The organism is Kosakonia oryzendophytica, assembly GCF_027886705.1.
Taxonomy (GTDB): domain Bacteria; phylum Pseudomonadota; class Gammaproteobacteria; order Enterobacterales; family Enterobacteriaceae; genus Kosakonia; species Kosakonia oryzendophytica.
The window spans coordinates 3,027,015-3,051,364 of sequence record NZ_CP115659.1 but is presented as its reverse complement, the minus strand read 5'-3'; the positions used below and the strand labels follow the sequence as shown (position 1 = coordinate 3,051,364).

Genomic DNA, 24,350 nt, shown 5'->3' with positions numbered 1-24,350 from the left:
CGTCAGCGCTCAGGAACCATATTGATGCTGTTCAGTGGCCATCTTTGCCAGCAGGCGAAACGGTTTACTGTCTTCCAGCCAGTCCGGGATTTCTTCCGGTGAGAGTGGGCGCGAGAAAAAGTAGCCCTGAGCCTCATCACAACCGTACTCACCCAGCATGCGTGCGGTTTCCAGATCTTCGATCCCTTCCGCCAGCACCACATATTGCAACTCTTTCAGCATCATAATGACGTTGCGGGCGATGATTCGGCTGCCGGGGTCGGTGGTGACCTGGCTGACCAGCGAACGGTCAAGTTTGATCACATCAATGGGGATCCGGCGCAGGTAGCTGATGTTGCTGTACCCGGCGCCAAAGTCATCCAGCAGGATGGTAAAGCCCAGCAACTTGAGTCTGTCCAGCTCTTCCAGCGCCGGGTCGCTCTCCAGCACTTTCTCTGTTTCCAGACACTCAATGCGTACGTCCGAGGAATAGAGCCCTGCGGAAACAACGTTGCGATGAAGCTCATCGGCAAAACCGGGGCGCGAAAAGTCACTGACCGTCACGTTAATCGAGACCGGCAACAGGATACCCTGTTGTCTCCAGACCTTAAGCTGAGCAATGACCCTTGTAATGACCCACTGGGTGAGATCCCTCATCAGCGTGGTCTTTTCCGCCAGCGCCACGATCACCGCCGGAGAGATATTCCCCAGTTGCGGATGCTTCCAGCGCAGCAACGCTTCCACACCTTCCGTTTTCCCGGTTTGTAACGAAATTTTGGGCTGATAAACGAGATAAAGCTGGTTCGGGGATTTAATGGCCTCGCTGAGATCATACAGAAGCTTGAAATCTTTATTACGCTTGTGATCGAGGATGGGGTTGAACTGCAACACCGGGATATCCTGGCGGATCGATTCATGCAGTGCGCTAATGCCCTGGCGCACAATTTCCTGCGCGTTATCTTCCTGCGGGGAAAACTTAACGTAACCGGCATGGATCTTCAGATTAATATCAATATCACCAGCAACTTTGGCCTGAATGCAAGGCAAACGCTTGGTCCGTTTCACCAGCTTCAGCGCGTGGTCAATATCCACCAGCACGGCGTAGCGCGCCGTCGTAAAGGCGTACAGCATAACGGACTCTTCCAGCTTCAGCCGTGAACGTAGCGAGGGGCCAAAGCTCTGTAGCAATTTTTCCAGCGCATCAAGCCCCAGATAGCGGGACAGCTCATAAGCACGCGCCATGTCAATGCAGTCAAAGATCACCAACCCATAGCTGCCGCTCACTTTCTCGTGTGTCAGCCGTTCCATCTCTTTCATCAAAAACTGCCGATTCGGCAGGCCGGTCACTGCATCTACCAGACCGGCAGCGTAACAGGATTCCAGAAAGACGGCGGCGAGAGAAGCAACGCGATGAAAGTTTGTTACCTGCCTGGAAGAGGGAACATAGGTCTCCGGGTGACTGACACACAATGTTCCGAGGACCACGCCGTCTTTATTGATCATTGGCGCGGAGGCGTAAAAAATAATATCGCCGCTTTTTACCAGCGGCTGGTAATTAAATCGATCATCAATCCGCGTATCGGAGCAAATAACCGTCTGGCACGCCCGCAGGGAATATTGGCACATCGTCTGTTCGATGCAAATTTGGACATGCTCGATGGGAATGTTTTTAACATATTTAATATATTGGTAATCGTCGTCGAATGTGCTAATAAAGCATCCATCGACCCCCATGACTTCACATGCCAGATTTGCAAACTCAGCAAGAGCAGCATCGCGGGGTTTATCTTGTTTACTCAATAGTTCCAGCGCTGCATGCCGTTTGCTTTCGCTTTTTTTCAGACCAGTGAACATAGCGAGCTCCTGCCCAAATAAATGAGACAACGGTGTTCTGCTCGGATGACGCCATCATATGCACGGGAAGTGAAGATGCAAAAAATTAACTGCTCAGTATTACCACCAGCCGAATTGCGTTCCGGCAACGGCGACGATCGCCACAATAAGCATAATGATAGTTGTCTTTCTCACGAAAACTCCTTCACTGGCGATAATCGCCAGAAATCAATTGTATAAGAAATAGAAGAAAATGAGATTTTTCTCAAGCCATTCACGCCCCAGGATCTGCTTAATCGAGGCGCTGAAAGGTTTTTTTTTCTTTGTTATTTTTTACCTGATACATCACTTCATCAGCCGCACGCAACGCACCATCTTCATCCGTAAGATTCGGGTTGATTTCAATCACGCCAATGCTGGCTCCTGGGTAGAAAATGTGAATTTTCCCCAGCACATATTGCCCGCTAATCGACTTATCCAGACTCTTTTTCAACGATGCGAGGTGAAGTTTTTGTGGCTCATCGAGTGGACCGCCAAGGCAGGCTATCAGGAACTCATCGCCGCCGAGTCGACCGGCAATAGCGTTGTTATCGCCTTCCTGCGCAATTCGCTGTCCCACTTCGATCAAGAACTGATCGCCTGCTTCGTGGCCGAGCTGATCGTTAATAACTTTAAAATTATCAAGATCGATAAACGCAATAATGATGTAGTGATTGCGGTTGCGGGCCTGTGAAAACAGTGCTGACAGGTTATCGAAAATGGCCCGTCGATTCGGTAAACCGGTCAATGCATCGGTATACGAGTGAGCAATTAACGCGGCATTGGCTTCACGCAGTTGATTGACCAGATGCTCTTTTTCAATGGTGCGCGCAATCAGACCGGCGAACAGATGCAACACTTGTTCACCACGCACGCTGAGCGACTTCTTTGCGTTACTGGCGGCGCACAATGTGCCATACAGCGAGCCGTCTGCCAGTTGCACCGGCGTACTTAAATAGGTGGTGATGCCAAGGGCTTTCGCCGCTTCGCAATCTCCCCACATCGTTGCCACATCATTGCTGAACGGGCAGCCGTCATCCAGTGCGCGCTTACATAAACTGTCACCCCACGGCAGGGAGAAGCCTTCCGGGATAGTGAGTTGTTTCGTATTACGTGAATAAACAATGTGTTGCAGGCGGGCGTCATTGTCAATTTTGGTCAGGTAAGTCGATTCCATCTCTGTCACCATTTCAAGCATTTCCAGCAACTGGTGAACCAGGCTTTCCAGCGATTGCGTTTTCGAAAGGGTCTCTGAAACGCGAGCAAGAATAAAATCTGACATGACGTTGGGCTCCTGTGTACAAACCCGCCGTACACATTGATACAGGATATTCCGAGTGCGCGGTATTAAACCATGAAGCGGGTTATTTTTGTATACATCAGGGTAGAGGATCATTCAAACCGGAAGAGAGCGAAAAAAAGCCCCGTTGATGAAGCGGGGCAAAAAACTCATTGATTACGGAATGATGTTCTCTGGTCATGGGTGAGAACAGGACCCACTATAGGGGGTAAAAGTGCAGTAACAATGGAGAAATCATGAAGATGCCGCATGCCATCTTTTTTTCTCAGTCGGTCTGTGGCGAGGTCATTTCAGGAAAAAACGGGGGTGGGCAGGGGGGGCGCAATGGGTTGCCATCCGGATCGTGACACTAACCGTCTTGCCAGGGTACACTTCAATTAAGAATTATCTTATTTTCCAGCGAATACGTGAGAGAAGTATGTTCCAGTTACGACCGGGCTGCCTGGCAATGGTGATCGGTGCCCAAACTGCCAACGGACGGGGCAATATCGGTAAATCAGTTGAATTGTTCGGATTGTGTCAGCCGGGTGAACGCATGTTGAACCCGGTCAATGGGGTGATGACCGAATTGCCGCGCAACGCCACCCGTGCGCTGTGGCTGGTGATCGGTAATGTGACCGCGTTTGATGGCCAGCACGGTTTTGCGTTTGTTCGCGCAGAACACCTGATGCCGCTCATGCCTGACAGTCAGCCGCAGGACGTGCTGGAGCGCGTTATCGACTAAACCAGCGAACGCAACCACGTTGCCAGAACTTCGGCGTGGTTTTGCTGCGTGTCCTTCGCCGCGTATAACAGCGTGACAGTGCTTTTTTTACCCCGCGCTGCCAGCTGTTTCCCTTCGTCCTGGTGCGCGGCCAGCTCCTGATGATAGCTTTCACTGAAGGCGGCAAAATCGATGGCTTCGCCGTGTAAAGCTTTGCGTAGCGCGGTCGATGGGGCCAGATCCTTATTCCACTCATCATAGGGCAGGTCTGTTTTTTTCACGCCTCGCGGCCACAGTCTGTCGACCAGTACCCGGTAACCATCACTGTCGGATGCGGCGTCATACACGCGTTTGCATTGGATCACTGACTTTTCTCCCTTTCGTTAACCCAGGCGACCAGCGCCGGTAATTGCTCTGCGGAAAAAACGCGAATGCCATGTTGCTCAAGTAACGCAGCAGCCACACCCATTCCGGGTTGCCGAGTGCCGCTGAAGGTGCCGTCATAAATGAACTGGCTGCCGCAGGTGGGACTGCCATCGGTCAGCAGCGCAGCGCTGCAGCGTGCATGTTGTGCGGCCTGTAGCGCCAGCCATGCCGCCAGTTGGTAATGTGCCGTCACATCGTGACCGCTATTTTCGAGGATCCGTGCGCTGCCGCGCATGACATCGGCACCGTTGCCGCTGACGATTTCCGCCGGTTGTCGCGGAACCGCCAGACCTGCGGCCAGCTCAGGGCAGTGGATGATCAGCCTGTTTTCTTGCTGCCAGTGCTGCAATGTCTCCTGTAATGCCGCTTTTTCACTGCCGTTGTAACGCACTTTAAAGCCCATCAGACAGGCACTGACGAGGATTTTAGTCTGCTGCACGGGTTCCGCCACTGTGATTAACTCCGGTAAATCCGATTTTTTATATCCGATGCGATAACAGGCCTGCCGATTTTAAGGTGTTGTGATGACATTAAAAGACGGCTAATGTGATATTCCTTATGTTACTCGTTATTGGCTCCGGCATAAGGACACTTTCATGCAGCATATCCCTCCGAAGAAAACACTCCGCATCGCGTTAATTGGCGACTATAACCATGACATTGTCGCGCACCAGGCCATCCCATTGGCAATTGACGATGCCGCCGCCGTGCTGGAGATCACCGCAGATTACGACTGGCTTCCGACCAGTGAAATTACCAGTTACGAAGATCTGGTAGGCTATGATGCCATCTGGGTTGTCCCTGGAAGTCCTTATAAAAATGCCCGTGGCGCGTTTCTTGCCATCCAGTTTGCGCGGGAAAATGCCATTCCGTTCCTCGCTACCTGCGGCGGTTTCCAGCATGCGGTGATTGAGTACGCCCGCAATGTATTGGGCTGGGGGGATGCGGCGCATGCAGAGACCGATCACGAAGGCCGGATGGTTATCTCCGCGCTCAGTTGCGCGCTGGTGGACCAGACTGGCACCATTGAACTGCGGCCCAATACGCTGATTGCCCGTGCTTATGGTCGCGAGATGATTGAAGAGGCCTACCGGTGCAATTTTGGTGTATCACCGGAATTTGCCCACGAACTGGAAAGCGGCAACCTGCGGGTGACCGGGTGGGATGAAGAGGGGGAAATCCGCGCGGTGGAACTGGTGACGCACCCGTTCTATGTCGCGACGCTGTTCCAGCATGAACGCGCTGCGCTTGCCGGGCGACCGGTACCGCTCGTACAGGCAATGCTACGCGCGGCGTGCGAATAAGAAGAACAGGCCTGCGGGCCTGTTTTTTTATGTGTGGCGTTACGGATTAACCCCTGCTTTATCACGACCGGCCAGCGCGCCGCACACTGCCATCACCACGGATAACAGTGCGCAGAGCAGCAGCGGAATATGCCAGTCGCCACTGGCATCATGGATTTTCCCCATTAATGGCGGCCCGCAGGCAGCCAGCAAATACCCGACTGATTGCGCCATCCCGGAAAGGGCGGCGGCCTGGTGCGCAGAGTGGGCGCGCAGGCCGATAAACGTCAGTCCCAGGATCATCGTGGCACCGGAACCAAAGCCAAACACCACTACCCACAGGGCCGCATGGTCGGGCAATAGCCACAATCCCAGTGAACCGGCGGCACACATCAACGCGACCAGTGCGGCAATCCCGCGTTGATCGTTCAGGCGAGGCAGGATCAACGGTACCAGCAAGCCGGGAGCGGCTGTGGCTAACTGCAAAATACCGTGTAGTGAACCCGCCTGCATCTCGCTGAAGCCCAGCGTGGCCAGGATCGACGGTAACCAGCCAATCACGATGTAATAAATTAACGAGTTGATCCCCAGAAACAGCGTAAGTTGCCACGCCAGCGCCGAACGCCAGATCCCACGGCTGTGCAATGCGCTGGAACGGCTCAAGTTGGCGGCAGCGCCATGGCGCAATCCGGGTAACCAGAGCACCATCGCCAGCAACGGAAATATCATCAGTGCCAGCAATGCGCCTTGCCAACCTGCGCCCTGTTCCGCCAGTGGCACGACGGCGGCGGAACCCAGTGCGGCGGCGCCGCCCATGGTCAGGGAATACGCGCCGGTGAGTTTTGCAACATGCCCGGCAAAATCACGCTTGATAATCCCCGGCAACAGCACGTTTCCCAACGCGATTCCGCAACCAATAATCGCGGTGCCAACAAACAACAGCGTGGCCGAGGGGAGCGAGCGAAGGACAATCCCGGCACTAATCAACACCAGCGCGGCAAACAGGCTGCGTTCCATACCAAAACGGCGGGCGACGCCGGCCGCCAGCGGCGATACCAGCGCAAAGGCCAACAGCGGTAGGGTGGTGAGCAGACCGGTCTGTGCCGTGGTGAGTCCATACTCTGCACGAATGACGTCCAGTAACGGGGCCGCGCCGGTAAAGGTGACGCGGAGTGTGGTCGCAATCATCAGGATCCCGGCAATCAGCAGGGTGCCTTGTTTGCCACGGGAAAGAAGAGAAGTGGTCATTGGGTTCTCAGAATGAAAAACAGAGGGTTACGATAACGATTTTTTCTCCTGTTTGAATCAAGCTAAAATGACAGTTTATCGCTAAATTCGGACAAATTGATGCACGGACTCGGCCTTGGTGGTTACGATCCTGATAGCCAGCAGGAGGCGGCGGTGGCATTCAGCATTACCGTCAATGAAGATGAGCAGCGGATCCCGGCGCACTGTCATCGCAAAGGGCAGTTGATTCTGGCGCTGAAAGGGGCGATCACCTGTGAAGTTGAGCATGCTCGCTGGATGGTGCCGCCGCACCATGCGATGTGGTTACCGGGCCTTGTTCCCCACAGCAATCACGCCACGCCGGGGGCGCAACTCTATTTTTTGTTTATCGAACCCTGGTCGGTGGTGATGCCGCAGCACTGCTGTACATTAAAAACGTCTTCGCTGGTGCGTGAGCTTATTGTCGCCCTGGCGTCACGTTCGCCTGCGCAGCGGCGGCAGCCTGCCACGCAACGGCTGGTGCAGGTGCTGTTTGATGAGTTGCCAGAACAACCGCAAATGCAACTACAGTTGCCGGTGTCGTCGCACCCGAAGATTTATCAGATGGTGGAGAGCATGGAAGCCGATCCAGCTGGCAGACAAACCCTGGCGCAGTGGGCTCAGACGTTTGCCATGAGTGAGCGTAATCTGGCGCGGTTGGTGGTGAAAGAGACAGGCTTAAGCTTTCGTCGCTGGCGGCATCAAATGCAGCTGATCCTTGCGCTGCGCTTGCTGATTGGCGGCCAGTCGGTACAGCAGATAGCCCACACGTTAGGGTATGACTCGACAACGGCATTTATCACCATGTTTAAAAAAGGGCTCGGACAGACGCCTGGCCGTTACCTGAGCGGCGTGGGTGGTGCGTAACATTTTCTGCTGCTTATTCCTTTATTTTTGTGTGGGTTAGACAGGTTTATGCTGGCAGGCGATAAAAGATAAGCTATTAGTATGGGCAAAATAGTTTTAATAACTTTTTCAGATAATCAATGCACTTTTTGATATTTGTCTGATGAAGGGGGTTATGTGAATTTAGCGCTGAAATCAACACGATAACAGGGCGAAAGGATCAGCATGGCAACCTCATTACACACAACAAAAATCGGTGCATTTAGCGCACTGGCGCTGCTTTCAGCACTCTCTTTTTCCGCGCATGCGGACAAACTGGCCGATATCAAAGCCGCAGGCGTGGTTAAAATCGCCACCTTCGATGCAAACCCGCCGTTTGGTGCTATCGACCCGAAAACTCACGATATTGTCGGTTATGATGTGGACTTCGCGAAAGCGCTGGCAAAAAGCCTCGGCGTAAAACTGCAACTGGTGGCGACCAATCCGGCGAACCGTATTCCGCTGTTGCAATCCGGCAAAGTGGATCTGATTGTTGCGGATATCACCATCACGCCTGAACGTGCGCAGGTAATCGACTTTTCAACGCCCTATTTTGTTACCGGGCAGCAGTTCCTGGTACCCGCTACAGCAGCAGACAAACTGGATGCGTACAGCAAAGCACGTATTGGCGCGGTGAAAGGCACGACTGGCGAGCAGGCGCTGCATCAGCGTTTCCCGCAATCCCGCGTGCTGGCGTATGACGATATTCCACTGGCTTTAACCGCACTGCGTAACGGCAACGTGCAGGCGATCACCCAGGACAGCACTATTCTTGCCGGTTTGCTGGCGGAAGCGCCGGACAAGGCCAAATTTAAAATCCTGCCGGATCTGCTGTCGAAAGAAGAGATTGGTGTGGGCGTCAGCAAAGGTGAACCCGCGTTGCTGAAAGCGGTGAACGATGAACTGGTTAACCTTGAGAAAACCGGTGAAGCCGCGAAAATCTACGATACCTGGTTTGGCCCGCAAACCAAAACCCCGGCTCCGCGCAGCTTTACGATAGAAGCGAAGTAATATGTTGGCAGGTCTGTTCTCCGCCTCTGTGGCTACGGCCACGGAGGTGTTGCCCGTGGAAAAAGGCACGGTTGCATTTCGCCGAGTGAGTAAACGCTATGGCGATAATACAGTATTAAATAATATTGATTTGCAGGTTGCCGCAGGCGAAGTGCTGGCGGTGTGCGGACCTTCCGGGTCAGGCAAGTCCACACTTATCCGGCTGATTAACCAACTGGAAACCCTCAGCGGCGGCGAGATCTACGTTGATGGGCAGCCGACCAGCCAGCTAACAGGGAAGGGGTTGCGCGAACTGCGTCGCCACGTTGGCTTCGTCTTCCAGCAATTCAATCTTTATGCACACCTTAACGCGCTGGACAATATCACCCTCGCGCTGCGGCGCATTCATGGCAAAACGGAAGCCCAGGCGCGGGATATCGCGATGGCATTGCTGGCGCGCGTCGGGCTAGAGGATAAAGCCCGCCACTATCCTGCGCAGTTGTCCGGCGGCCAGCAGCAGCGGGTAGCCATTGCCCGTACACTGGCGGCGGATCCGCATATCATTCTGTTTGACGAGCCTACCTCGGCGCTGGATCCGGAAATGATTGGCGAGGTGCTTCAGGTGATGAAATCGCTGGCGCACAGCGGCATAACCCTCATCGTGGTGACGCATGAAATGCAGTTTGCCCGTGAAATTGCCGACCGGGTGATCTTTATCGACGGTGGTGAAATCCTTGAGCAGGCGACCCCGGCGCAATTTTTCTCTGCGCCGCAGCATCCCCGTGCACAACGCTTTTTGCAGAAAGTACTCAATCCACTGCATGCCGATAGCAAGGAGTTGTGATGGGGTTGCACCTTGACTGGGCGGGTGTGCTGACCGGGCAACCCGCACAATGGATCACCTCCGGTTTTCTGACCACCGTCTGGGTGACCATCGCCGGTACGGCGCTGGCAACCCTGCTCACGGTACTGCTGCTGGCGCTGCGGCTGGCGGGGGGAACGGTGGGGCGTGGCGCGGTAGCGGTGTGGGTGTCGCTGTTTCGTAATACGCCGCTGCTGGTGCAACTGCTGTTCTGGTATTTCGCCGCATGGAACCTGTTGCCGCAGAGTTTTCGTCAGTATGTGAATGACGATCATGCATTCAGTATCCTGCCGGGTGATGTCTGGTGGTTGACGCCGGAGTTTCTTTCGTCGGCATGGGCGCTGGGTTTGTTTACCGCCGCGTTTCTGGTGGAGGAGATCCAGGCGGGGTTGCTGGCGGTGCCGCGTGGACAGGTTGAAGCCGCGCAATCACAGGGCTTCAGCAATCTGGCGCTGTTTCGCTGGGTGCTGCTGCCGCAGGGGTTGCACAACGCCTGGCAACCTGTAGTCGGACAGTATCTCAATCTGATGAAACTCTCGTCGCTGGCGACCGGGATTGGCTTTGCCGAGCTGACCTATCAGACCCGGCAAATTGAAAGCTACAACGCCCATGCGCTGGAGGCATTTGCCATTGGTAGCGTGCTCTATCTGGTGTTGGGCCTGGTCATGAGTTTACTGTTCAATGTGCCGCGAAGCTGGCGCATGCGGCAACGTACAGCGGAGGTGCGCCGTGATTGCTAACATGTCGGTGATTGCCGAAAACCTCGACTATTTACTGTGGGGGCGCGCGGCGCAAGGCGAGGTGGGCGGCGTATTGCTCTCGTTGCTGATGACCGCAGGCGCGGCGCTGCTGGCTTTCCCCGGTGGCATGTTGTTGGCGTGTTTCGCATGGCGTTTTCCCGGCTGGCCGCGCAAGATATTGTTCCTGTGGGCGGAGCTGATCCGCGGTATTCCGCTGATCTTTGTCATCTTCTGGCTGTGGTTCTTGTTACCGTGGTTGACCGGCGCTGATTTACCGGGGGCGGTGACCGTGACGCTGGCGCTGGCGTGGTTTACCTCCGCCTCGGTGATGTACTCCACGCTGGCGGCGTTGGGTGCGTTGCCGAAAGGGCAATATGAAGCGGCGCTCAGCAGCGGGTTTGGTAGTATCGCGATTTTGCGGTTGGTGTTGTTGCCGCAGGCGCTACGCAATGCACTGCCGTCTTACGTCGGGTTGCTGATAGCCCTGCTGAAAGACACCTCGCTGGCGTTTATAGTTAATGTACCGGAGTTGACCACCGTCGCAGGGCAGGTGAATAACCGGGTGCAGGTGTATCCGGCCGCGTTATTTATTTTTACCGGTCTGGTGTATTACCTGCTGTGTAGCGCGCTGGAGTGTGCCGTTAAACGCGGGCAACGGCGCGCATCACTGCCGGCCAATTAGCAACGACACCAGACCCGCTGCAATCAGTGGCCCGACCGGCCCCCCCCCGGAACAGGGCCACACCTAATACAGTCCCCACCAGTAATCCCGCCACCAGCGACGGCTGTGAACTCATCAGCGTGACGCCACGCCCGCCAAGCCAGGAAACAAACACGCCAACGGCAATCGCGATAAGCGATTTCCAGTTAACAAAGGAGTGCAGCAGCGTCGATGGCGGCAGCGTTCCGCTGGCTATCGGTGCCATCACGCCAATGGTCAGGATGATGATGCCGATCGTCAGTCCCTGTTTTTCAATCCACGGGAAAAAGGCGTTGAGTGGCGTGATGCGCACAATAATCAGCACGAGAATAGAAACGGCGACCGTGGTGTTATGACTGACAAAACCGAGCGCCGCGAGTGCGAGCAAAATAAACAGCGTGGTATCAAACATACAGAGGTTCCTTGCCAAAAATGAAACCTGTTTACTCTACGCGCAAATGCGTGATGAAACAGACAATTTTCTATCGGCAGATGAAATTCAGGCAGTTGCCAGAAACGGAACCTTACTGCTTAATTGCATGGATGAGGATGGTCGCCCTGCACGACGGGTGTCAGACGTGGCGAAAATCCACCAGTTCTGGCTGAGCAATACGCAGATAATCCTGGGTATTCAGAATGACGGATTTTTCCAGTAGTCCGGCGTTAAAGGCAATGTCGTCAAAACGCTGAAACAGGATCGGGTCTGCAACCAGTTGCAGTGCCGGATGAAAGCTGAAGGGGGGGATCGCGCCGAATACGCAGGCGGTTAATTCGTCCACTTCCGCCGGGCTTGCCAGGGAGGCTTTCAGTCCGCCAAAGTGCTGCGCCAGGCGGGAGAGATCGGCCTGAAGATCCGCGGCGAGTATCGCCAGAACATGTTTTTTGACGCCGTTTCCTTTGATTTTGCATACCAGCGCCTTAGCGCCCTGGCCCAGTGCTGTCCCGCGAATTTCACTGACTGCTTCGCATTTGCCGACAGCGTCGTGTTCCACTACATGAAAACGCGCGTTGTGTTGTTCAAGGAGGGTCAGCAAATGCTGGTGGACGTTACGGCTGGCAATCTCAGACATGAATGTCTCCCGACAGAGTTGAAGAACATCAAGGATAATCCACGCAACGGATGATGAGAATAAAAAAGCCGCCTGTTCAGGCGGCAAAAAATACAAGCACTACAAACAACGCTTTGTGTGTACTGTTTATTTTTTCTGCAAAAGGTAGCTGTTTTCAAAACCCGGAACGCTACCAATAACATCGAACCCGTTAAAGAAACCACCTGCACGCAGCAGATCAACCGCGGGGCCGACTTCCGGAGAGTATCTGTGGTCGCGATAGTCATCGAACACGATGAATCCGCCGCTGACGACAGTGGGGGAGTAGAGCAGAAAATCCACCAGCACATGCTGCTTGAGGTGACCACCATCAATATGCAGCAAAACGGTTTTTGGCGCGAATTCCAGTACGCGCTCAATGCTTCGCTCGGAGTAACCGCGGACTAAATTGACCTCCGGGAAGATATGTTTGTGATAGAAGCCCAGCTCCAGAGGCTGGTTGGTCAGTTCCATCGGGTCGATACTGATGATGCGACGTTGCCGGTTGCAGATCTCATTCATAAACGCGCTGGACTTGCCTTTCCAGACGCCGATTTCGATGATGTCGCCTTCCGCGCCGGAGTTAGTGATTAACCAGCACAGATAACCCAGCAGTTTCACATGGTCATGGAACGACAGTTCCCGACGGGGCATGGCCATTTCCGGCGGCAGAATCAACTGTGTCTGGGTGAATGTTTCACCGAGCGTGTCCCAGATGCTGTCAATGAAAAGTTTCATTTCTGCGTCTTGTATGAAGACCTTCAAGTCCTCCAGATCAAGCATTCTCTTTCACCCTGTCTCTGTTCAGTCATCGCTGCGCCAGTCTGCGCCACGATTTGCAATGATTAAAATGTGCCACATTAATTTTTGCGCAAGCCGGGAAATAGCTGCGATTTTGCACGGCAATTCATGCTTTAGACCCATAGAGCGGGGGCGTTGTGAGCCTGGTCACAAAACAGTGCGGATCGGGGGGAGGAGGAAAAGGGCCGGTTGTGCGGGATGCTTACACGACAACCAGACGACGGAGACAAGGTGCTGGTACTGTATGACGACCACAGTCAGTTTGCGAAATGGATAGGCCTTATTACCGATAACAGAGAGGCCTTAAGGGGAAAACGCTGAACAACGTATCGGTTTTCGGCGTGCTGACGTACACACTATTAACCGGGTAGAAAGGATAACTGGGTGGTTTAATTCGTCAGAGGTTTTACCTTCATTTAACCTTTCCAAAATCGCAGATAAAAAACAGTCTCAAGTTACTGGTTTTTCGGGATATTTTTGTCGGCACGAGAGGATTTGAACCTCCGACCTCTGACACCTCATGTCAGAGTCCCATATCTTAAAAGCCGCTTTGTGCCAGGAGCGGACATTGGACATGTCTGCTTCTATTAAAGTAATGGGTTGGTCATAACAAACTTAGCTTGAAAGGAGTGAACCCGCTTAGCGAACAGGGGCTCACTACCTGAACCGGGAGCATAACTGCGTGTCCGCTCTCCGTAGATAGATAAAGATAAGCGGCGTGTGGCTTAAGCATAGCGGCTTAAAAACGTCCTGACCGCTTCCTGTACCACCCGCTCGCGTTGAGTGATATTCGCTTCATCCTTAAGTCCTAACACACGAAACCACACCAGAGGCTCATTAATCATTCCTACGAACTGACGGGCTGCCAGATCCGTATCTTCCATTTTCAGATTACCGGCGGCGTTCTGCTGGGCAAGGTAACGAATGAGCGAACCCAGGGCGGGCACTTTACCTAACTCCAGATAGTTTTTGGCCAGAGAGGGAAAACGTTCGCTCTCGCGAACAATCATTCGGGCGAGTTTTATGGAGGTATCCGCTGCCCAGAAATCCGCGATGGCCAGGCCAATTTGCATCAATCCCGTTTGCGGATCGGCCAAGGCTTCCTGCGTAGTAGAGAGTTGTACAACGGGTAAACGCGACCAGAAATACTCAATAGCCTTTTCGAACAACACTTCCTTCGTTGAAAACTGATTGAACAAGGTGCGGCGGGATACCCCGGCGCTCGCAGCGATGTCATCCATGCTTGCCGCGTCGTAGCCCTGCGTCAGCAGGACATTCATGGCCGAATCCAGAATTTTTTCAGCAGACGGTGTTGCCATTGTGTTTTTTTTCACCATTGTCTTTGACTTTTTATGAAATGCACTGCACAGTGCAGTGCATTGGCGGTTGCACTGCGGAGTGCAACTATAGAACTAAACAGGGGATAATCCAATAGCGCCACCGCATTTCGTCTCCTGTTGGGGTGTTCTGGTTAGAAATGGAGAGCAGTAATGAAACAGCGCATCATCGATCTTTCCGTCAGTCTGCAAAACGGCATCCCCTCCGATCCGCCGCCGTTTTTACCTTCCATCGATTACCATAGCCATGCGGCAGGGGCGCTTCAGCTTGCCGCGATGTTTCCGGGGCTCAGTCCGGACGACTTGCCGGAAAAAGAGGGCTGGGCGGTGGAGTTCGTCAGCATGAGCACCCACGCCGGCACTCATATGGATGCGCCATGGCACTACCATTCTCACATGAAGGATGGCGGTCGATCTCTGACCATTGATGAAATCCCCCTGAGCTGGTGTATCGGTCCAGGGGTGAAGCTCGATTTTCGCCAGTACCCCGACGGCTATGTCATTGGTCCGGCGGATCTGGATAAAGAATTCGCCCGCATCGGCCATACCCTCTCTGCGGGAGACATCGTTTTGATCAACACGGCGGCTGGCGATCGCTACGGCCGTGAGGATTACCTTGAACGCGGCTGCGGCGTGGGGCGAAGCGGCACGCTTTATCTGACGCAAAAAGGCGTACGTCTGGTTGGCACCGACGCCTGGAGTTGGGATGCGCCGTTCGCTTATACCCGTGCGCGTTATCAGCAAACAGGCGATTCCTCCCTGATCTGGGAAGGACACTATGCCGGAAAAGAAACACCCTACTGCCAGATTGAAAAACTCTCCGCGCTGGATTCATTACCGGATGACGGATTTACGGTCATCAGCCTGCCGATAAAAGTCCATCGGGCCTCGGCTGGCTGGTCCAGAACCATCGCACTGGTCGATGAATAACCCTTCACTCTCTTCATCACGCTCAAGCCGACACTGGCGAGAGATCGCCATCATCGAAAACAGAGGTGTTCCATGCATACAGAAACCCGTTCACCCATCGTCACGACCCGGCAAGGCCGGATTCAGGGTCTGCGCGAAAACGCGCTGGATATTTTCCGCGGCATCCCTTACGCCCGACCCCCGGTCGGTTCACTACGGTTTCGCAACCCACAGCCCCTTTCTCCCTGGGAGGGGATCAGAAACGCAGTGGCTTCAGGACCGGCGTCCTTTCAGATGAACCTGAACAACACGCACGCCGTCATGGCGCAGGTTAAGCGCATCGACCCCGGCGTGCCGGGCGTTCCTGCCTGGCCCGCTTACGTGGGGAAAACCTACCATCACGAAAATATCAGCGAAGACTGTCTGTACCTTGATGTCTGGGTCCCGGAGAATGCAGGCGGGAAAAAATTACCGGTCTACGTGTATTATCACGGCGGCGCCAACGCGGTCAGTTCGGGATCGTTTCATCTGGAAGACGGCGCCAATCTTGCCCGGCAGGAAAATATCATTGTCGTCCGGCCCAATTACCGTTTGGGGGCGCTGGGCTGGGTGCATCTTGGTTTAATCAGCGATGCGTTTCCCGAAGCCATCAACCTGGGTTTGAAAGATCAACTCGCCGCCTTGCAATGGGTGCATGAGAATATCGCCGCGTTCGGAGGAGATCCAGATAATGTCACTATTGGCGGCGAATCCTGCGGCGCGACCGCCGTCTCGCATCTGCTGACTTATGCGCCAGCCCGGAAATTTTTCCGTCGGGCCATTATCCAGTCATTATCTCCTTTCAATGTCTGGTGTACCCAAAATCAGGCGCAGGCGGTCCGGGTGGCGGAGAAATATCTCTCCTTACTGGATATCTCGTCCCCTGAAGCGCTCGCCGACATCGATCCCGAACACTTTCTGGCGGTGCAGAATGTCTTAACGCGCTTTTTCCATCCGGACAAAAATATCGCCTGGCGCCCTCTGGGTGGCGTGGTTGACGGCGAATGGATCCCGCAACACCCTGCTGAATATCTCTCCAGCCACGCGGCTGCCGATACGGTCAACGAGCTGATGATTGGTTTCGCCAAAGATGAATGGCAGTTTTTCCGCGGTCATACCGAAACCCTACGTCATGGCGGTGTACAGGATGTTCTCGACGTCCTGACGCCGATTTATGGCAGTGACGGCGCTCAGCAACTGTACGAAGGGTATACAGAACTCTATCCGGAACATCGGGAGCCGGGACATATTCTCTCCAACATTATGTCTTTTGAGTTCTTTAAGTTTTCATCATTGAAAATAGCCAGACACTTTACCCGGTTAGGTGTGCCGACCTGGCTTTTCCAGTTCAGCTACGATCTCCCAGGGTGGGGTGGAGAGCTACGGGCGGTCCACACTGGCGATATGCCGTTTTTGTGGCGTAATTACGACCCGGAGCGGCTGTCGCAATGGCCTGCATTCGATGGGATCGATATCGATGAACTCAAACACAGTGCCGGGGCCATGGGGAACTACTACGCTGCCTTTATTCGGCATGGGGGCGAAGATCTCTGGCCGAAATTTGATGAGGAAAATCAGGCCATCCTTCGTTTCGGCAAAGAGGTGATCCCGCAGAAGCGACTGCTTGAGCAAGAGGAAAAGCTCTTTTCTGCTGTAGGCATCGATAGCGTACGCCAGCTTGAAGAAAGACTGAGTCAGCATCTGGAACAAGCGTTTAAAGAATAAAGGCCGAAAGACTGGCCATCGCCAGTCTTTCCCTCAAAAAGGGGCACAATCATGGCACGTATTATCCTACCCGAAGTCGATTCCCTCACGCCTGAACAACAGGTTCTCTATCAGCGTTTCCCTGCCAACCTCACTCGCGCCTTATTGCGCATCGGCGCGTGTACGGACGGCTATCTGACGCTAGGCGCCTCATTCCGACAGGGGCATCTTTGCGCCAAAGACAGAGAGTTGGTGATTTTACGGGTCGCCGCGCTCAGCCACAGCGCGTATGAGCGTATGCAGCACGTCGAAATAGCCAGGCAGAGCGGCTGGCGTGAAAGCGATATCGACGCCATTGAAGATGGCGATATTCAGAAACTGGATGGTAAAACACAGGCAGTGGTCCGTTTTACCGACGAATGTGTGAAGCATGTCAAAGTGACGGGCGTGGTATTTCATGCGCTCAGGCGTTATTGCAGCGAGGAGGAAATAGCCGAAATCACGCTGTTGATCGGGCATTACATGATGACGGCACGCTTCCTTGAAACGCTGGAAGTTGAACTGGATGAGAGACCGACGTCATGGGAAAAAATGTCCTGAGGCATTGAAAATAAAACCGGGCATAAAACAGGATCCCATAGGCTGTAGAGCCTGGCGGGCTTCTGGGCGGCGGATAACATCGTGAAATCTACTTTGGGCTGCTGAGGCCAGCACGATAAATATCCTGAGGAGCGGACAGCGAAGCATGTCCGCTCTTCGCGCATAGCGGACATTGCAGTGCCACATTTTAACTTAAAAACCATCGTAATATTCATCCAGAAGGAACTGCACGCCGTTGAATGGACGAGTGTGTTTTTTGAATTGGTATGATGAAAAGTGAAACTAACTTATTGCTTATGTGGGACAACGCGGCTGATTTAAAATCCCTTGTTTATATCGGAAAAGCATTCCCCAAAACCCGACATAAGCTTCTGATCTTATTTGAAATTTCTTCACGCTCAAAATGAAAAAATCAGCCAGAAAAAATAGCTTAACTGGCTGATTTCTATGGTTTAATTACCTGAGGTAGCGCTCTGTTTGTGGAACAGTTCGCGGAACACCGGATAAATATCTTCCTGGTCACGAATGTGCTGAATGGCGAAGTTATCGAACATCGTTTGCAGATGTTCGTACTCGCGCCATAGCGTCTGGTGCGCACGGCGAGTGATCTCGATATAGCTGTAGTAACGCACCACAGGCAGAATTTTCTTCGCCAGGATTTCGTGACACAGCGGCGAGTCATCCGCCCAGTTATCACCGTCAGACGCCTGCGCCGCATAGATATTCCACTGCGCCGGGTCGTAACGATCTTTGACCACTTCATCCATCAACTTCAGGGCGCTGGAGACAATCGTGCCGCCGGTTTCCTGTGAGTAGAAGAACTCGTGCTCATCCACTTCTTTCGCCTGCGTATGGTGGCGGATATAGACCACTTCAACGTTTTTATATGTCCGGCTCAGGAACAGATAGAGCAGAATATAAAACCGTTTGGCCATATCTTTCGTGGCCTGATCCATGGATCCGGACACGTCCATCAGGCAGAACATGACAGCCTGGCTGGAGGGCTCAGGGCGTTTTTCGTAATTTTTATAGCGTAAGTCAAAGGTGTCGATAAACGGCACACGCTCGATCTTCGCGCGCAGTTCCGCAATCTCTTTGCGTAATCGTTCCTCTTCAAGCAGTTGTGCCGGTTCGCTTTTGGCAACCGTATCCAGACTCTCTTCCAGTTCTCGCAGTTCGCGGCGTTTACCGGCCGTCATGGCCGTGCGGCGTGCGAGGGAGTTCTGTAGCGAACGCACCACGCTGATATTCGCCGGTACACCGTTAGCGGTATAGCCGGCACGGTGGGTTTTAAATTCATTAAGCTGCCGTTGCTGATTTTTTTTCAGGTTCGGCAGCGCCAGATCCTCAAACAGCAAATCGAGGTACTCATCTTTAGAGATCTGGAAAACAAATTCATCCTGTCCTTCACCATCCTGGCTGGCTTCACCCTGACCGCTGCCACCACCGCCACCGCCGCCCTGCGGGCGTTCGATACGGTCGTTTTGAACAAAATGATCGTTACCCGGATGTACACGATGGCGCAAACCACCGCGCCCCTGATGAAACATCGGTTCGCTGATATCCTCCGTCGGGATGGAGACGGATTCGCCATTCTCCACATCGGTCACCGAGCGCTTGTTGATCGCCTCGGAAATCGACTGTTTTATTTGCGCTTTATAACGGCGTAAAAATCGCTGGCGGTTAACCGTGCTTTTATTTTTGCCGTTCAGACGCCGGTCAATGAACCAGGTCATAGTTCCCTCCCGCTGCGTATGCCAACTTTGCTGCCAGGCCGCGCCCGTGACGCGGCCTGTGCGTTGTTATGATGATTTACGTACACGCAGATACCATTCGCACAGCAGGCGAACCTGCTTACGGGTGTAGCCTTTCTCCATCATACGATCGACAAAGTCGTCATGTTTTTTCTGCTCGTCGGTTGAGGTTTTGGCGTTGAACGAAATCACCGGCAACAACTCTTCGGTATTCGAGAACATTTTTTTCTCGATAACCGTGCGCAGTTTTTCGTAACTGGTCCAATTCGGGTTGCGGCCACTGTTGTTGGCGCGAGCGCGCAGCACGAAATTGACGATTTCATTACGGAAGTCTTTCGGGTTACTGATCCCGGCGGGCTTCTCGATTTTTTCCAGTTCCGCGTTCAGTGCTTCGCGGTCAAAGAGCTGACCGGTATCCGGATCGCGGTACTCCTGATCCTGGATCCAGAAGTCCGCATAGGTGACATAACGATCAAAGATGTTCTGCCCGTATTCGGAATAGGACTCCAGGTACGCAGTCTGGATCTCTTTGCCGATGAACTCGGCGTATTTCGGGATCAGATAGCCTTTCAGGAACTCCAGATAACGTTCCGCCAGCTCTTGTGGGAACTGTTCGCGCTCAATCTGCTGCTCCAGCACATAGAACAGGTGCACCGGGTTTGCCGCGACTTCGACATGGTCGAAGTTGAAAACGCGGGAGAGGATTTTAAAGGCGAAACGCGTCGACAGACCGTTCATCCCTTCATCCACACCGGCGTAGTCGCGGTATTCCTGGTAAGACTTCGCTTTCGGGTCGGTGTCTTTCAGGCTTTCACCGTCATAGACGCGCATTTTGGAGTAGACACTGGAGTTTTCCGGCTCTTTCAAACGCGACAGAATTGAGAAGCGCGCCAGTGTTTCCAGCGTGCCCGGTGCGCAGGGCGCATGAGACAACTCACTGTGATTGAGCAGTTTTTCGTAAATTTTGATCTCTTCCGAGATGCGCAGGCAATAAGGCACTTTGACGATATAAACACGGTCAAGGAAGGCCTCATTGTTTTTGTTATTACGGAACTGTACCCATTCTGATTCGTTCGAGTGGGCAAGAATGATGCCGTTAAAGGGCAGGGCGGAAATCCCTTCGGTCCCGTTATAGTTCCCCTCCTGCGTGGCGGTCAGCAGCGGGTGTAGCACCTTGATAGGCGCTTTAAACATTTCGACGAATTCCATGATCCCCTGGTTGGCGCGGCACAATGCGCCGGAGTAACCGTAGGCGTCAGGATCGTTTTGCGCGTGGTTTTCCAGTTTGCGGATATCCACTTTACCCACCAGCGCGGAAATGTCCTGGTTGTTTTCGTCACCGGGTTCCGTTTTCGCAATCGCTATCTGCTCCAGAACCGACGGCCACACTTTAACCACCCGGAATTTACTGATGTCACCACCAAAGTCATGCAGACGTTTTGCCGCCCACGGCGACATGATGGTACCGAGATAGCGCCGTGGAACGTTGTACTCTTTTTCCAGGATCTGCGCGTCTTCCTGGGGGTTAAACAGGCACAGAGGATGGTCGTTGACCGGGCTGCGCTCGCCATTTGCGCTCAGCACGTAAATAGGCACCCGTTGCATCAGCGATTTCAGGCGCTCAGCCAGTGACGATTTACCCCCACCCACCGGGCCAAGTAAATAAAGGATCTGTTTCTTCTCTTCCAGTCCCTGTGCAGCATGCTTGAGATAAGAAACGATTTGCTCAATGGCCTCTTCCATTCCATAGAACTCTTCAAACGCCGGGTAGCGTCCAATTACCCGGTTCGAAAAGAGACGGGAAAGCCGTGGCTCCTGGGCAGTGTCAACCATCACTGGCTCACCAATGGCCATCAATAGCCTCTCTGCCGCGTTAGCATAGGCACTGCGATCTTGCTTACATATTGCAAGAAACTCCTGCAGTGTGAACTCTTCGTCCTTGGCAGCTTCATAGCGCTGGCGATAGTGATCGAATATATTCATGGCATGCCGTCCTTTCGTTTTTTAGCACAGGTTAAGAGCCGTTCATATGAGTAGTAGAGGCTCCCGGAAGCGTTAACTGAACGACGCTGAATGTCATACAGCAACCCTTATGCCAGGTTGCCAGTCATTAACCAGGTGCGTGTCAGGAAAAACGTCTTCTTAAATTAAGCGTAGATGGCTTTGCAAAACTTGCATGCCGTCAAAAAACAATTTCAATGACATATCAATAACTCATCCAAAAAAAACTGCTTTTGAGATAAGCGTCAAGTGGCGGTGTCTTCTGCTGGTCATATAATTGCAAGCTGCCTGTCATTTAATGACCGCAGAGTAGTGAGTTTAGTTTTGTAATGTTTAGGTAAAAAAATTTGGGGTCGATGTGCAGCGCGGTTAAACTTCTCACGCAATTATTTGACGACAGGAAAGGAAGGACTGTGACCAAAATCAAACTCCTGGCATTGGGCGTGCTGACTGCAAGCGCCGCATTTGCCGCTAACGCAGAAAATACCTTTTCCCTTGGCGCAGGGGTTGGGGTGGTTGAATCCCCGTACAAACAGTACGACAGAGAGGTTCTCCCGGTCCCCGTTATCACCTATGAGAGTGATAATTTCTGGTTCCGCGGTTTGGGCGGCGGTTATTACCTGTGGAATGACGACGCCGACAAACTCTCGATCACCGCGTTTTACTCCCCGTGGCGCTTCAAGCCGAAAAACAGCGATAACAATCAATTGCGTCAACTGGACAGCCGTAAAGCCACGGTAATGGCGGGGCTCTCTTATATCCACAATACGCCGTATGGTTTCCTGCGCACGACGCTTGCCGGTGATACGCTGGATAACAGCAACGGTATTATTTGGGATGCGGCGTGGCTCTACCGTTACACCAATGGCGATCTGACGTTAACGCCGGGTATTGGTGTGGAATGGGCGAGTGACAAACAGAATGAATATTACTACGGTGTTTCCCGCGCCGAAGCGCGCCGTAGCGGTCTGAACAGCTACGATCCGGACAATGGCTGGAGCCCTTATCTGGAGCTGAGCGTGAGCTACCGGCTCTCTGATAGCTGGAGCGTGTACGGTACCGGGCGCTACACACATCTGTCTGATGAAATCAAAGACAGCCCGATGGTGGATAAGTCCTGGGCGGGGCTGTTATCCACAGGGGTGACCTACCGTTTCTGATTGTGCACCTTAACAGTGCAATCTGTGCATCAAAACAGGGCCTTCGGCCCTGTTTTGCTTTACGCTGGTGCGTTTATCGCAGGAGGATGGTATGGCAGAGAAAAACGTCACGTTTACAGGTCAGGTTACTCTCCCCGCCGTGGGCCAGGGAACCTGGTATATGGGCGAGAATGCGCGGCTGCGTAAGTCCGAGGTTGATGCACTGCGGGCGGGCGTCGAACGGGGACTGACGCTTATCGATACGGCGGAGATGTATGCCGACGGCGGTGCGGAAGAGGTGGTTGGCGACGCATTACAGGGCGGCCTGCGCGATAAGGTCTTTCTGGTTTCCAAAGTCTACCCGTGGAATGCCGGAGGCAAGAAAGCTATTGCTGCGTGCGAAGCCAGCTTGCGCCGTCTGAAGACTGATTATCTCGATCTCTATCTGCTGCACTGGCGCGGTAATTATTCACTGGCGGAAACCGTCGACGTGATGGAAACGCTGATGCAGCAGGGGAAAATTCGCCGCTGGGGCGTCTCCAATCTGGACTATGGCGATATGCAGGAGCTTTTCCGCGTGACCGGAGGGAACGCGTGTGCCACCGATCAGGTGCTATATCACCTGGGATCGCGTGGTATTGAATATGATCTGCTGCCGTGGTGCCAGCAACAAGGGATGCCGGTAATGGCATATTGCCCCCTGGCGCAGGCGGGACGTCTGCGGGACGGCCTGCTTGAAAACCACGTGGTGCAGGATATTGCCCATGTGCATGGCGCAAGCGCGGCACAAATTTTGCTGGCGTGGGTTGTCAGTCATCAGGGCGTGATCGCCATTCCGAAAGCGGCAAGCATTGCGCACGTGGAAGAAAATGCGGCGGCACTGGGCATTACGTTAAGTCCTGATGAGTTGTCCCGACTGGATAAAGCCTTCCCGGCGCCAAACCGTAAAACGCCGCTGGATGTGGTGTAATGCGTTTTTTACCCTCTCCACTGGGAGAGGGTAAGCACAGTGATTAACGTTTCACCACGCGGATAGTCTGCGCCAGGCGGGACGGTTTCTCTTCGGTGGTTTTCTGCGGTACGGTCGCATTGACCGATTCCACACAGACAAAGGTCTTGTAGCCGTCATCTGGCATGTCAGCCATGCTGGCGGACAGCGCCGGGCCAGGGTTCCATGCCACCACGTTGGCATTATGGCTGTGGATCACTTCAATCTTACGGTTCAGCGCATCGTCATGAATCACGCTGCAGGCTTCTGCGTTCAGATAGACGCGATCGGTACGGTCCGGGAACGTCTGTACACCGTCGGCCAGCACATCTTCTTTGGCGTCATTCACTTTATCAATCAAGCGATCGCCCAGCCCGCTGACTTTCACCGCTGCGATATCGCCAACGTTGAAATAGGTATGCAGGGCCGATGTGGTTTCAAATTCACCGTGGGCTTCCAGCTCCATTTCGCAGGTTGCGCCCAGCTTATAACGGGCATACAGCGTGAAGTCGTGCGGCCAGAATTTGCGAGAGGCATCGCTGCTTTGCAGTTCAAATGTCAGTACCACGCCCGCGGCGTCTTCGTTATGGGCCTTCAGCACCCATGGCAGATTACGCGCAAAACCGTGCGCAGGCAGCCCTTGCTGTTTGGCTGGGCCAAACCATGGCCAGCATACGGGTACGCCGCCACGCAGTGCGACGCCGTTTTTAAACGGGGTATTGCCGCTCAGCCACAACACTTCTTCTTCACCTTGTGGCTTCCAGGAGAGCAGATGCGCGCCCTGCAGGGCGAAGGAACCTTTTACCTGCGGATGGTCAACAACGATCACATCCAGGTCGTCCATTTTGCGACGGGAAAGAACAGGGGTAATTTGTTCGACTACCGGAAGTGCAAAAATTTTATTAATCATTAACGCAATCCTCTGTCTTCAAAACAAAAAAAGAGCGACCGAAGTCGCTCTTTCAGATCATGTTCTCATCTCAA

24 protein-coding genes and 1 pseudogene are annotated in these 24,350 nt (G+C 53.5%); 12 read left to right on the top strand and 13 right to left on the bottom strand.

Annotation, left to right across the window (positions count from 1 at the left end):
* Positions 1–9 precede the first annotated feature (9 nt).
* From O9K67_RS14755 to O9K67_RS14750, 3 genes are all read right to left on the bottom strand, one after another.
* Complete coding sequence (locus O9K67_RS14755; RefSeq protein WP_061494973.1) at positions 10–1,833, bottom strand: sensor domain-containing diguanylate cyclase; 1,824 nt, start codon at positions 1,831–1,833, stop codon at positions 10–12.
* A gap of 99 nt (positions 1,834–1,932) precedes the next feature.
* Complete coding sequence (locus tag O9K67_RS24765) at positions 1,933–1,986, bottom strand: hypothetical protein (protein ID WP_071890698.1); 54 nt, start codon at positions 1,984–1,986, stop codon at positions 1,933–1,935.
* 118 nt (positions 1,987–2,104) lie between these two features.
* Positions 2,105–3,133: a sensor domain-containing diguanylate cyclase gene (locus O9K67_RS14750; protein ID WP_061494975.1), complete on the bottom strand. Its 1,029-nt coding sequence runs from the start codon at positions 3,131–3,133 to the stop codon at positions 2,105–2,107.
* Between the two features lie 436 nt (positions 3,134–3,569).
* Here O9K67_RS14750 and O9K67_RS14745 point away from each other — a divergent pair, with 436 nt between their 5' ends.
* Positions 3,570–3,875 carry a hypothetical protein gene (locus tag O9K67_RS14745; RefSeq protein ID WP_061494977.1) on the top strand — a complete coding sequence of 102 codons (306 nt, stop codon included), beginning with the start codon at positions 3,570–3,572 and terminating at the stop codon, positions 3,873–3,875.
* Here O9K67_RS14745 and O9K67_RS14740 read toward each other — a convergent pair.
* Positions 3,872–4,219 carry a DUF488 domain-containing protein gene (locus O9K67_RS14740; RefSeq protein ID WP_061494979.1) on the bottom strand — a complete coding sequence of 116 codons (348 nt, stop codon included), beginning with the start codon at positions 4,217–4,219 and terminating at the stop codon, positions 3,872–3,874. The genes O9K67_RS14745 and O9K67_RS14740 overlap by 4 nt on opposite strands.
* Positions 4,216–4,683 carry a DUF523 domain-containing protein gene (locus tag O9K67_RS14735; protein WP_061499978.1) on the bottom strand — a complete coding sequence of 156 codons (468 nt, stop codon included), beginning with the start codon at positions 4,681–4,683 and terminating at the stop codon, positions 4,216–4,218. The genes O9K67_RS14740 and O9K67_RS14735 overlap by 4 nt, the downstream gene beginning before the upstream one ends.
* Before the next feature lie 193 nt (positions 4,684–4,876).
* Between O9K67_RS14735 and O9K67_RS14730 the strand changes: the two genes are divergently transcribed.
* Positions 4,877–5,584: a CTP synthase C-terminal region-related (seleno)protein gene (locus tag O9K67_RS14730; protein ID WP_061494981.1), complete on the top strand. Its 708-nt coding sequence runs from the start codon at positions 4,877–4,879 to the stop codon at positions 5,582–5,584.
* Between the two features lie 39 nt (positions 5,585–5,623).
* Here the strand turns inward: O9K67_RS14730 and O9K67_RS14725 are convergent, their stop codons facing one another.
* Positions 5,624–6,811, bottom strand: a complete 1,188-nt coding sequence (locus O9K67_RS14725; protein WP_061494983.1) for a CynX/NimT family MFS transporter — start codon at positions 6,809–6,811, stop codon at positions 5,624–5,626.
* A 99-nt stretch (positions 6,812–6,910) separates the two neighbouring features.
* On the opposite strand from O9K67_RS14725, the gene O9K67_RS14720 reads away from it, so the two are divergent.
* The 5 genes from O9K67_RS14720 (at position 6,911) to O9K67_RS14700 (ending at position 10,988) form a co-directional block, all read left to right on the top strand.
* Complete coding sequence (locus O9K67_RS14720) at positions 6,911–7,696, top strand: AraC family transcriptional regulator (protein ID WP_061494985.1); 786 nt, start codon at positions 6,911–6,913, stop codon at positions 7,694–7,696.
* Between the two features lie 204 nt (positions 7,697–7,900).
* Entirely contained in the window at positions 7,901–8,725 is an 825-nt protein-coding gene (locus tag O9K67_RS14715) for an ABC transporter substrate-binding protein (protein WP_061494987.1), read from the top strand.
* Between the two features lies 1 nt (position 8,726).
* Entirely contained in the window at positions 8,727–9,548 is an 822-nt protein-coding gene (locus O9K67_RS14710; RefSeq protein ID WP_061494989.1) for an amino acid ABC transporter ATP-binding protein, read from the top strand.
* The gene (locus O9K67_RS14705) at positions 9,548–10,306 is read left to right on the top strand and encodes an amino acid ABC transporter permease (protein ID WP_061494991.1); all 759 of its coding nucleotides are present in this window, start codon (positions 9,548–9,550) and stop codon (positions 10,304–10,306) included. The genes O9K67_RS14710 and O9K67_RS14705 overlap by 1 nt, the downstream gene beginning before the upstream one ends.
* Positions 10,296–10,988: an amino acid ABC transporter permease gene (locus O9K67_RS14700; protein ID WP_061494993.1), complete on the top strand. Its 693-nt coding sequence runs from the start codon at positions 10,296–10,298 to the stop codon at positions 10,986–10,988. Before O9K67_RS14705 ends, O9K67_RS14700 begins: the two co-directional genes overlap by 11 nt.
* On the opposite strand, the pseudogene O9K67_RS14695 reads toward O9K67_RS14700, so the two are convergent.
* The 4 genes and pseudogenes from O9K67_RS14695 to O9K67_RS14680 form a co-directional block, all read right to left on the bottom strand.
* Positions 10,971–11,418 (bottom strand): annotated as a pseudogene (locus tag O9K67_RS14695) (DUF441 domain-containing protein). The gene O9K67_RS14700 and the pseudogene O9K67_RS14695 overlap by 18 nt on opposite strands.
* Positions 11,419–11,578: 160 nt before the next feature.
* The gene (locus tag O9K67_RS14690; RefSeq protein ID WP_061494995.1) at positions 11,579–12,076 is read right to left on the bottom strand and encodes a YbaK/prolyl-tRNA synthetase associated domain-containing protein; all 498 of its coding nucleotides are present in this window, start codon (positions 12,074–12,076) and stop codon (positions 11,579–11,581) included.
* Between the two features lie 126 nt (positions 12,077–12,202).
* Positions 12,203–12,832, bottom strand: coding sequence for a class I SAM-dependent methyltransferase (locus O9K67_RS14685; RefSeq protein WP_245191444.1), 630 nt, complete (start codon positions 12,830–12,832; stop codon positions 12,203–12,205).
* 788 nt (positions 12,833–13,620) lie between these two features.
* Complete coding sequence (locus O9K67_RS14680) at positions 13,621–14,214, bottom strand: TetR/AcrR family transcriptional regulator (RefSeq protein ID WP_271044602.1); 594 nt, start codon at positions 14,212–14,214, stop codon at positions 13,621–13,623.
* 171 nt (positions 14,215–14,385) lie between these two features.
* Between O9K67_RS14680 and O9K67_RS14675 the strand changes: the two genes are divergently transcribed.
* The 3 genes from O9K67_RS14675 (at position 14,386) to O9K67_RS14665 (ending at position 17,484) form a co-directional block, all read left to right on the top strand.
* On the top strand, positions 14,386–15,162 hold the full coding sequence (locus O9K67_RS14675) for a cyclase family protein (protein ID WP_061495002.1): 777 nt from the start codon (positions 14,386–14,388) through the stop codon (positions 15,160–15,162).
* Between the two features lie 72 nt (positions 15,163–15,234).
* Positions 15,235–16,905, top strand: a complete 1,671-nt coding sequence (locus O9K67_RS14670) for a carboxylesterase/lipase family protein (RefSeq protein WP_061495004.1) — start codon at positions 15,235–15,237, stop codon at positions 16,903–16,905.
* Positions 16,906–16,956: 51 nt separating this feature from the next.
* Positions 16,957–17,484, top strand: coding sequence for a carboxymuconolactone decarboxylase family protein (locus O9K67_RS14665; RefSeq protein WP_061495006.1), 528 nt, complete (start codon positions 16,957–16,959; stop codon positions 17,482–17,484).
* 452 nt (positions 17,485–17,936) lie between these two features.
* On the opposite strand, the gene O9K67_RS14660 is transcribed toward O9K67_RS14665, so the two are convergent.
* A complete protein-coding gene (locus O9K67_RS14660; protein WP_061495008.1) occupies positions 17,937–19,220 on the bottom strand; it encodes a YeaH/YhbH family protein in 1,284 nt (427 codons plus the stop codon).
* A 66-nt stretch (positions 19,221–19,286) separates the two neighbouring features.
* The gene (gene yeaG / locus O9K67_RS14655) at positions 19,287–21,221 is read right to left on the bottom strand and encodes a protein kinase YeaG (RefSeq protein WP_061495010.1); all 1,935 of its coding nucleotides are present in this window, start codon (positions 21,219–21,221) and stop codon (positions 19,287–19,289) included.
* 431 nt (positions 21,222–21,652) lie between these two features.
* On the opposite strand from yeaG, the gene O9K67_RS14650 reads away from it, so the two are divergent.
* Positions 21,653–22,399, top strand: coding sequence for a MipA/OmpV family protein (locus tag O9K67_RS14650; protein WP_061495011.1), 747 nt, complete (start codon positions 21,653–21,655; stop codon positions 22,397–22,399).
* 91 nt (positions 22,400–22,490) lie between these two features.
* Positions 22,491–23,348: an aldo/keto reductase gene (locus O9K67_RS14645; protein WP_061495013.1), complete on the top strand. Its 858-nt coding sequence runs from the start codon at positions 22,491–22,493 to the stop codon at positions 23,346–23,348.
* Between the two features lie 43 nt (positions 23,349–23,391).
* Here the strand turns inward: O9K67_RS14645 and O9K67_RS14640 are convergent, their stop codons facing one another.
* Positions 23,392–24,276: a D-hexose-6-phosphate mutarotase gene (locus tag O9K67_RS14640; protein WP_061495015.1), complete on the bottom strand. Its 885-nt coding sequence runs from the start codon at positions 24,274–24,276 to the stop codon at positions 23,392–23,394.
* Positions 24,277–24,350: the final 74 nt, after the last annotated feature.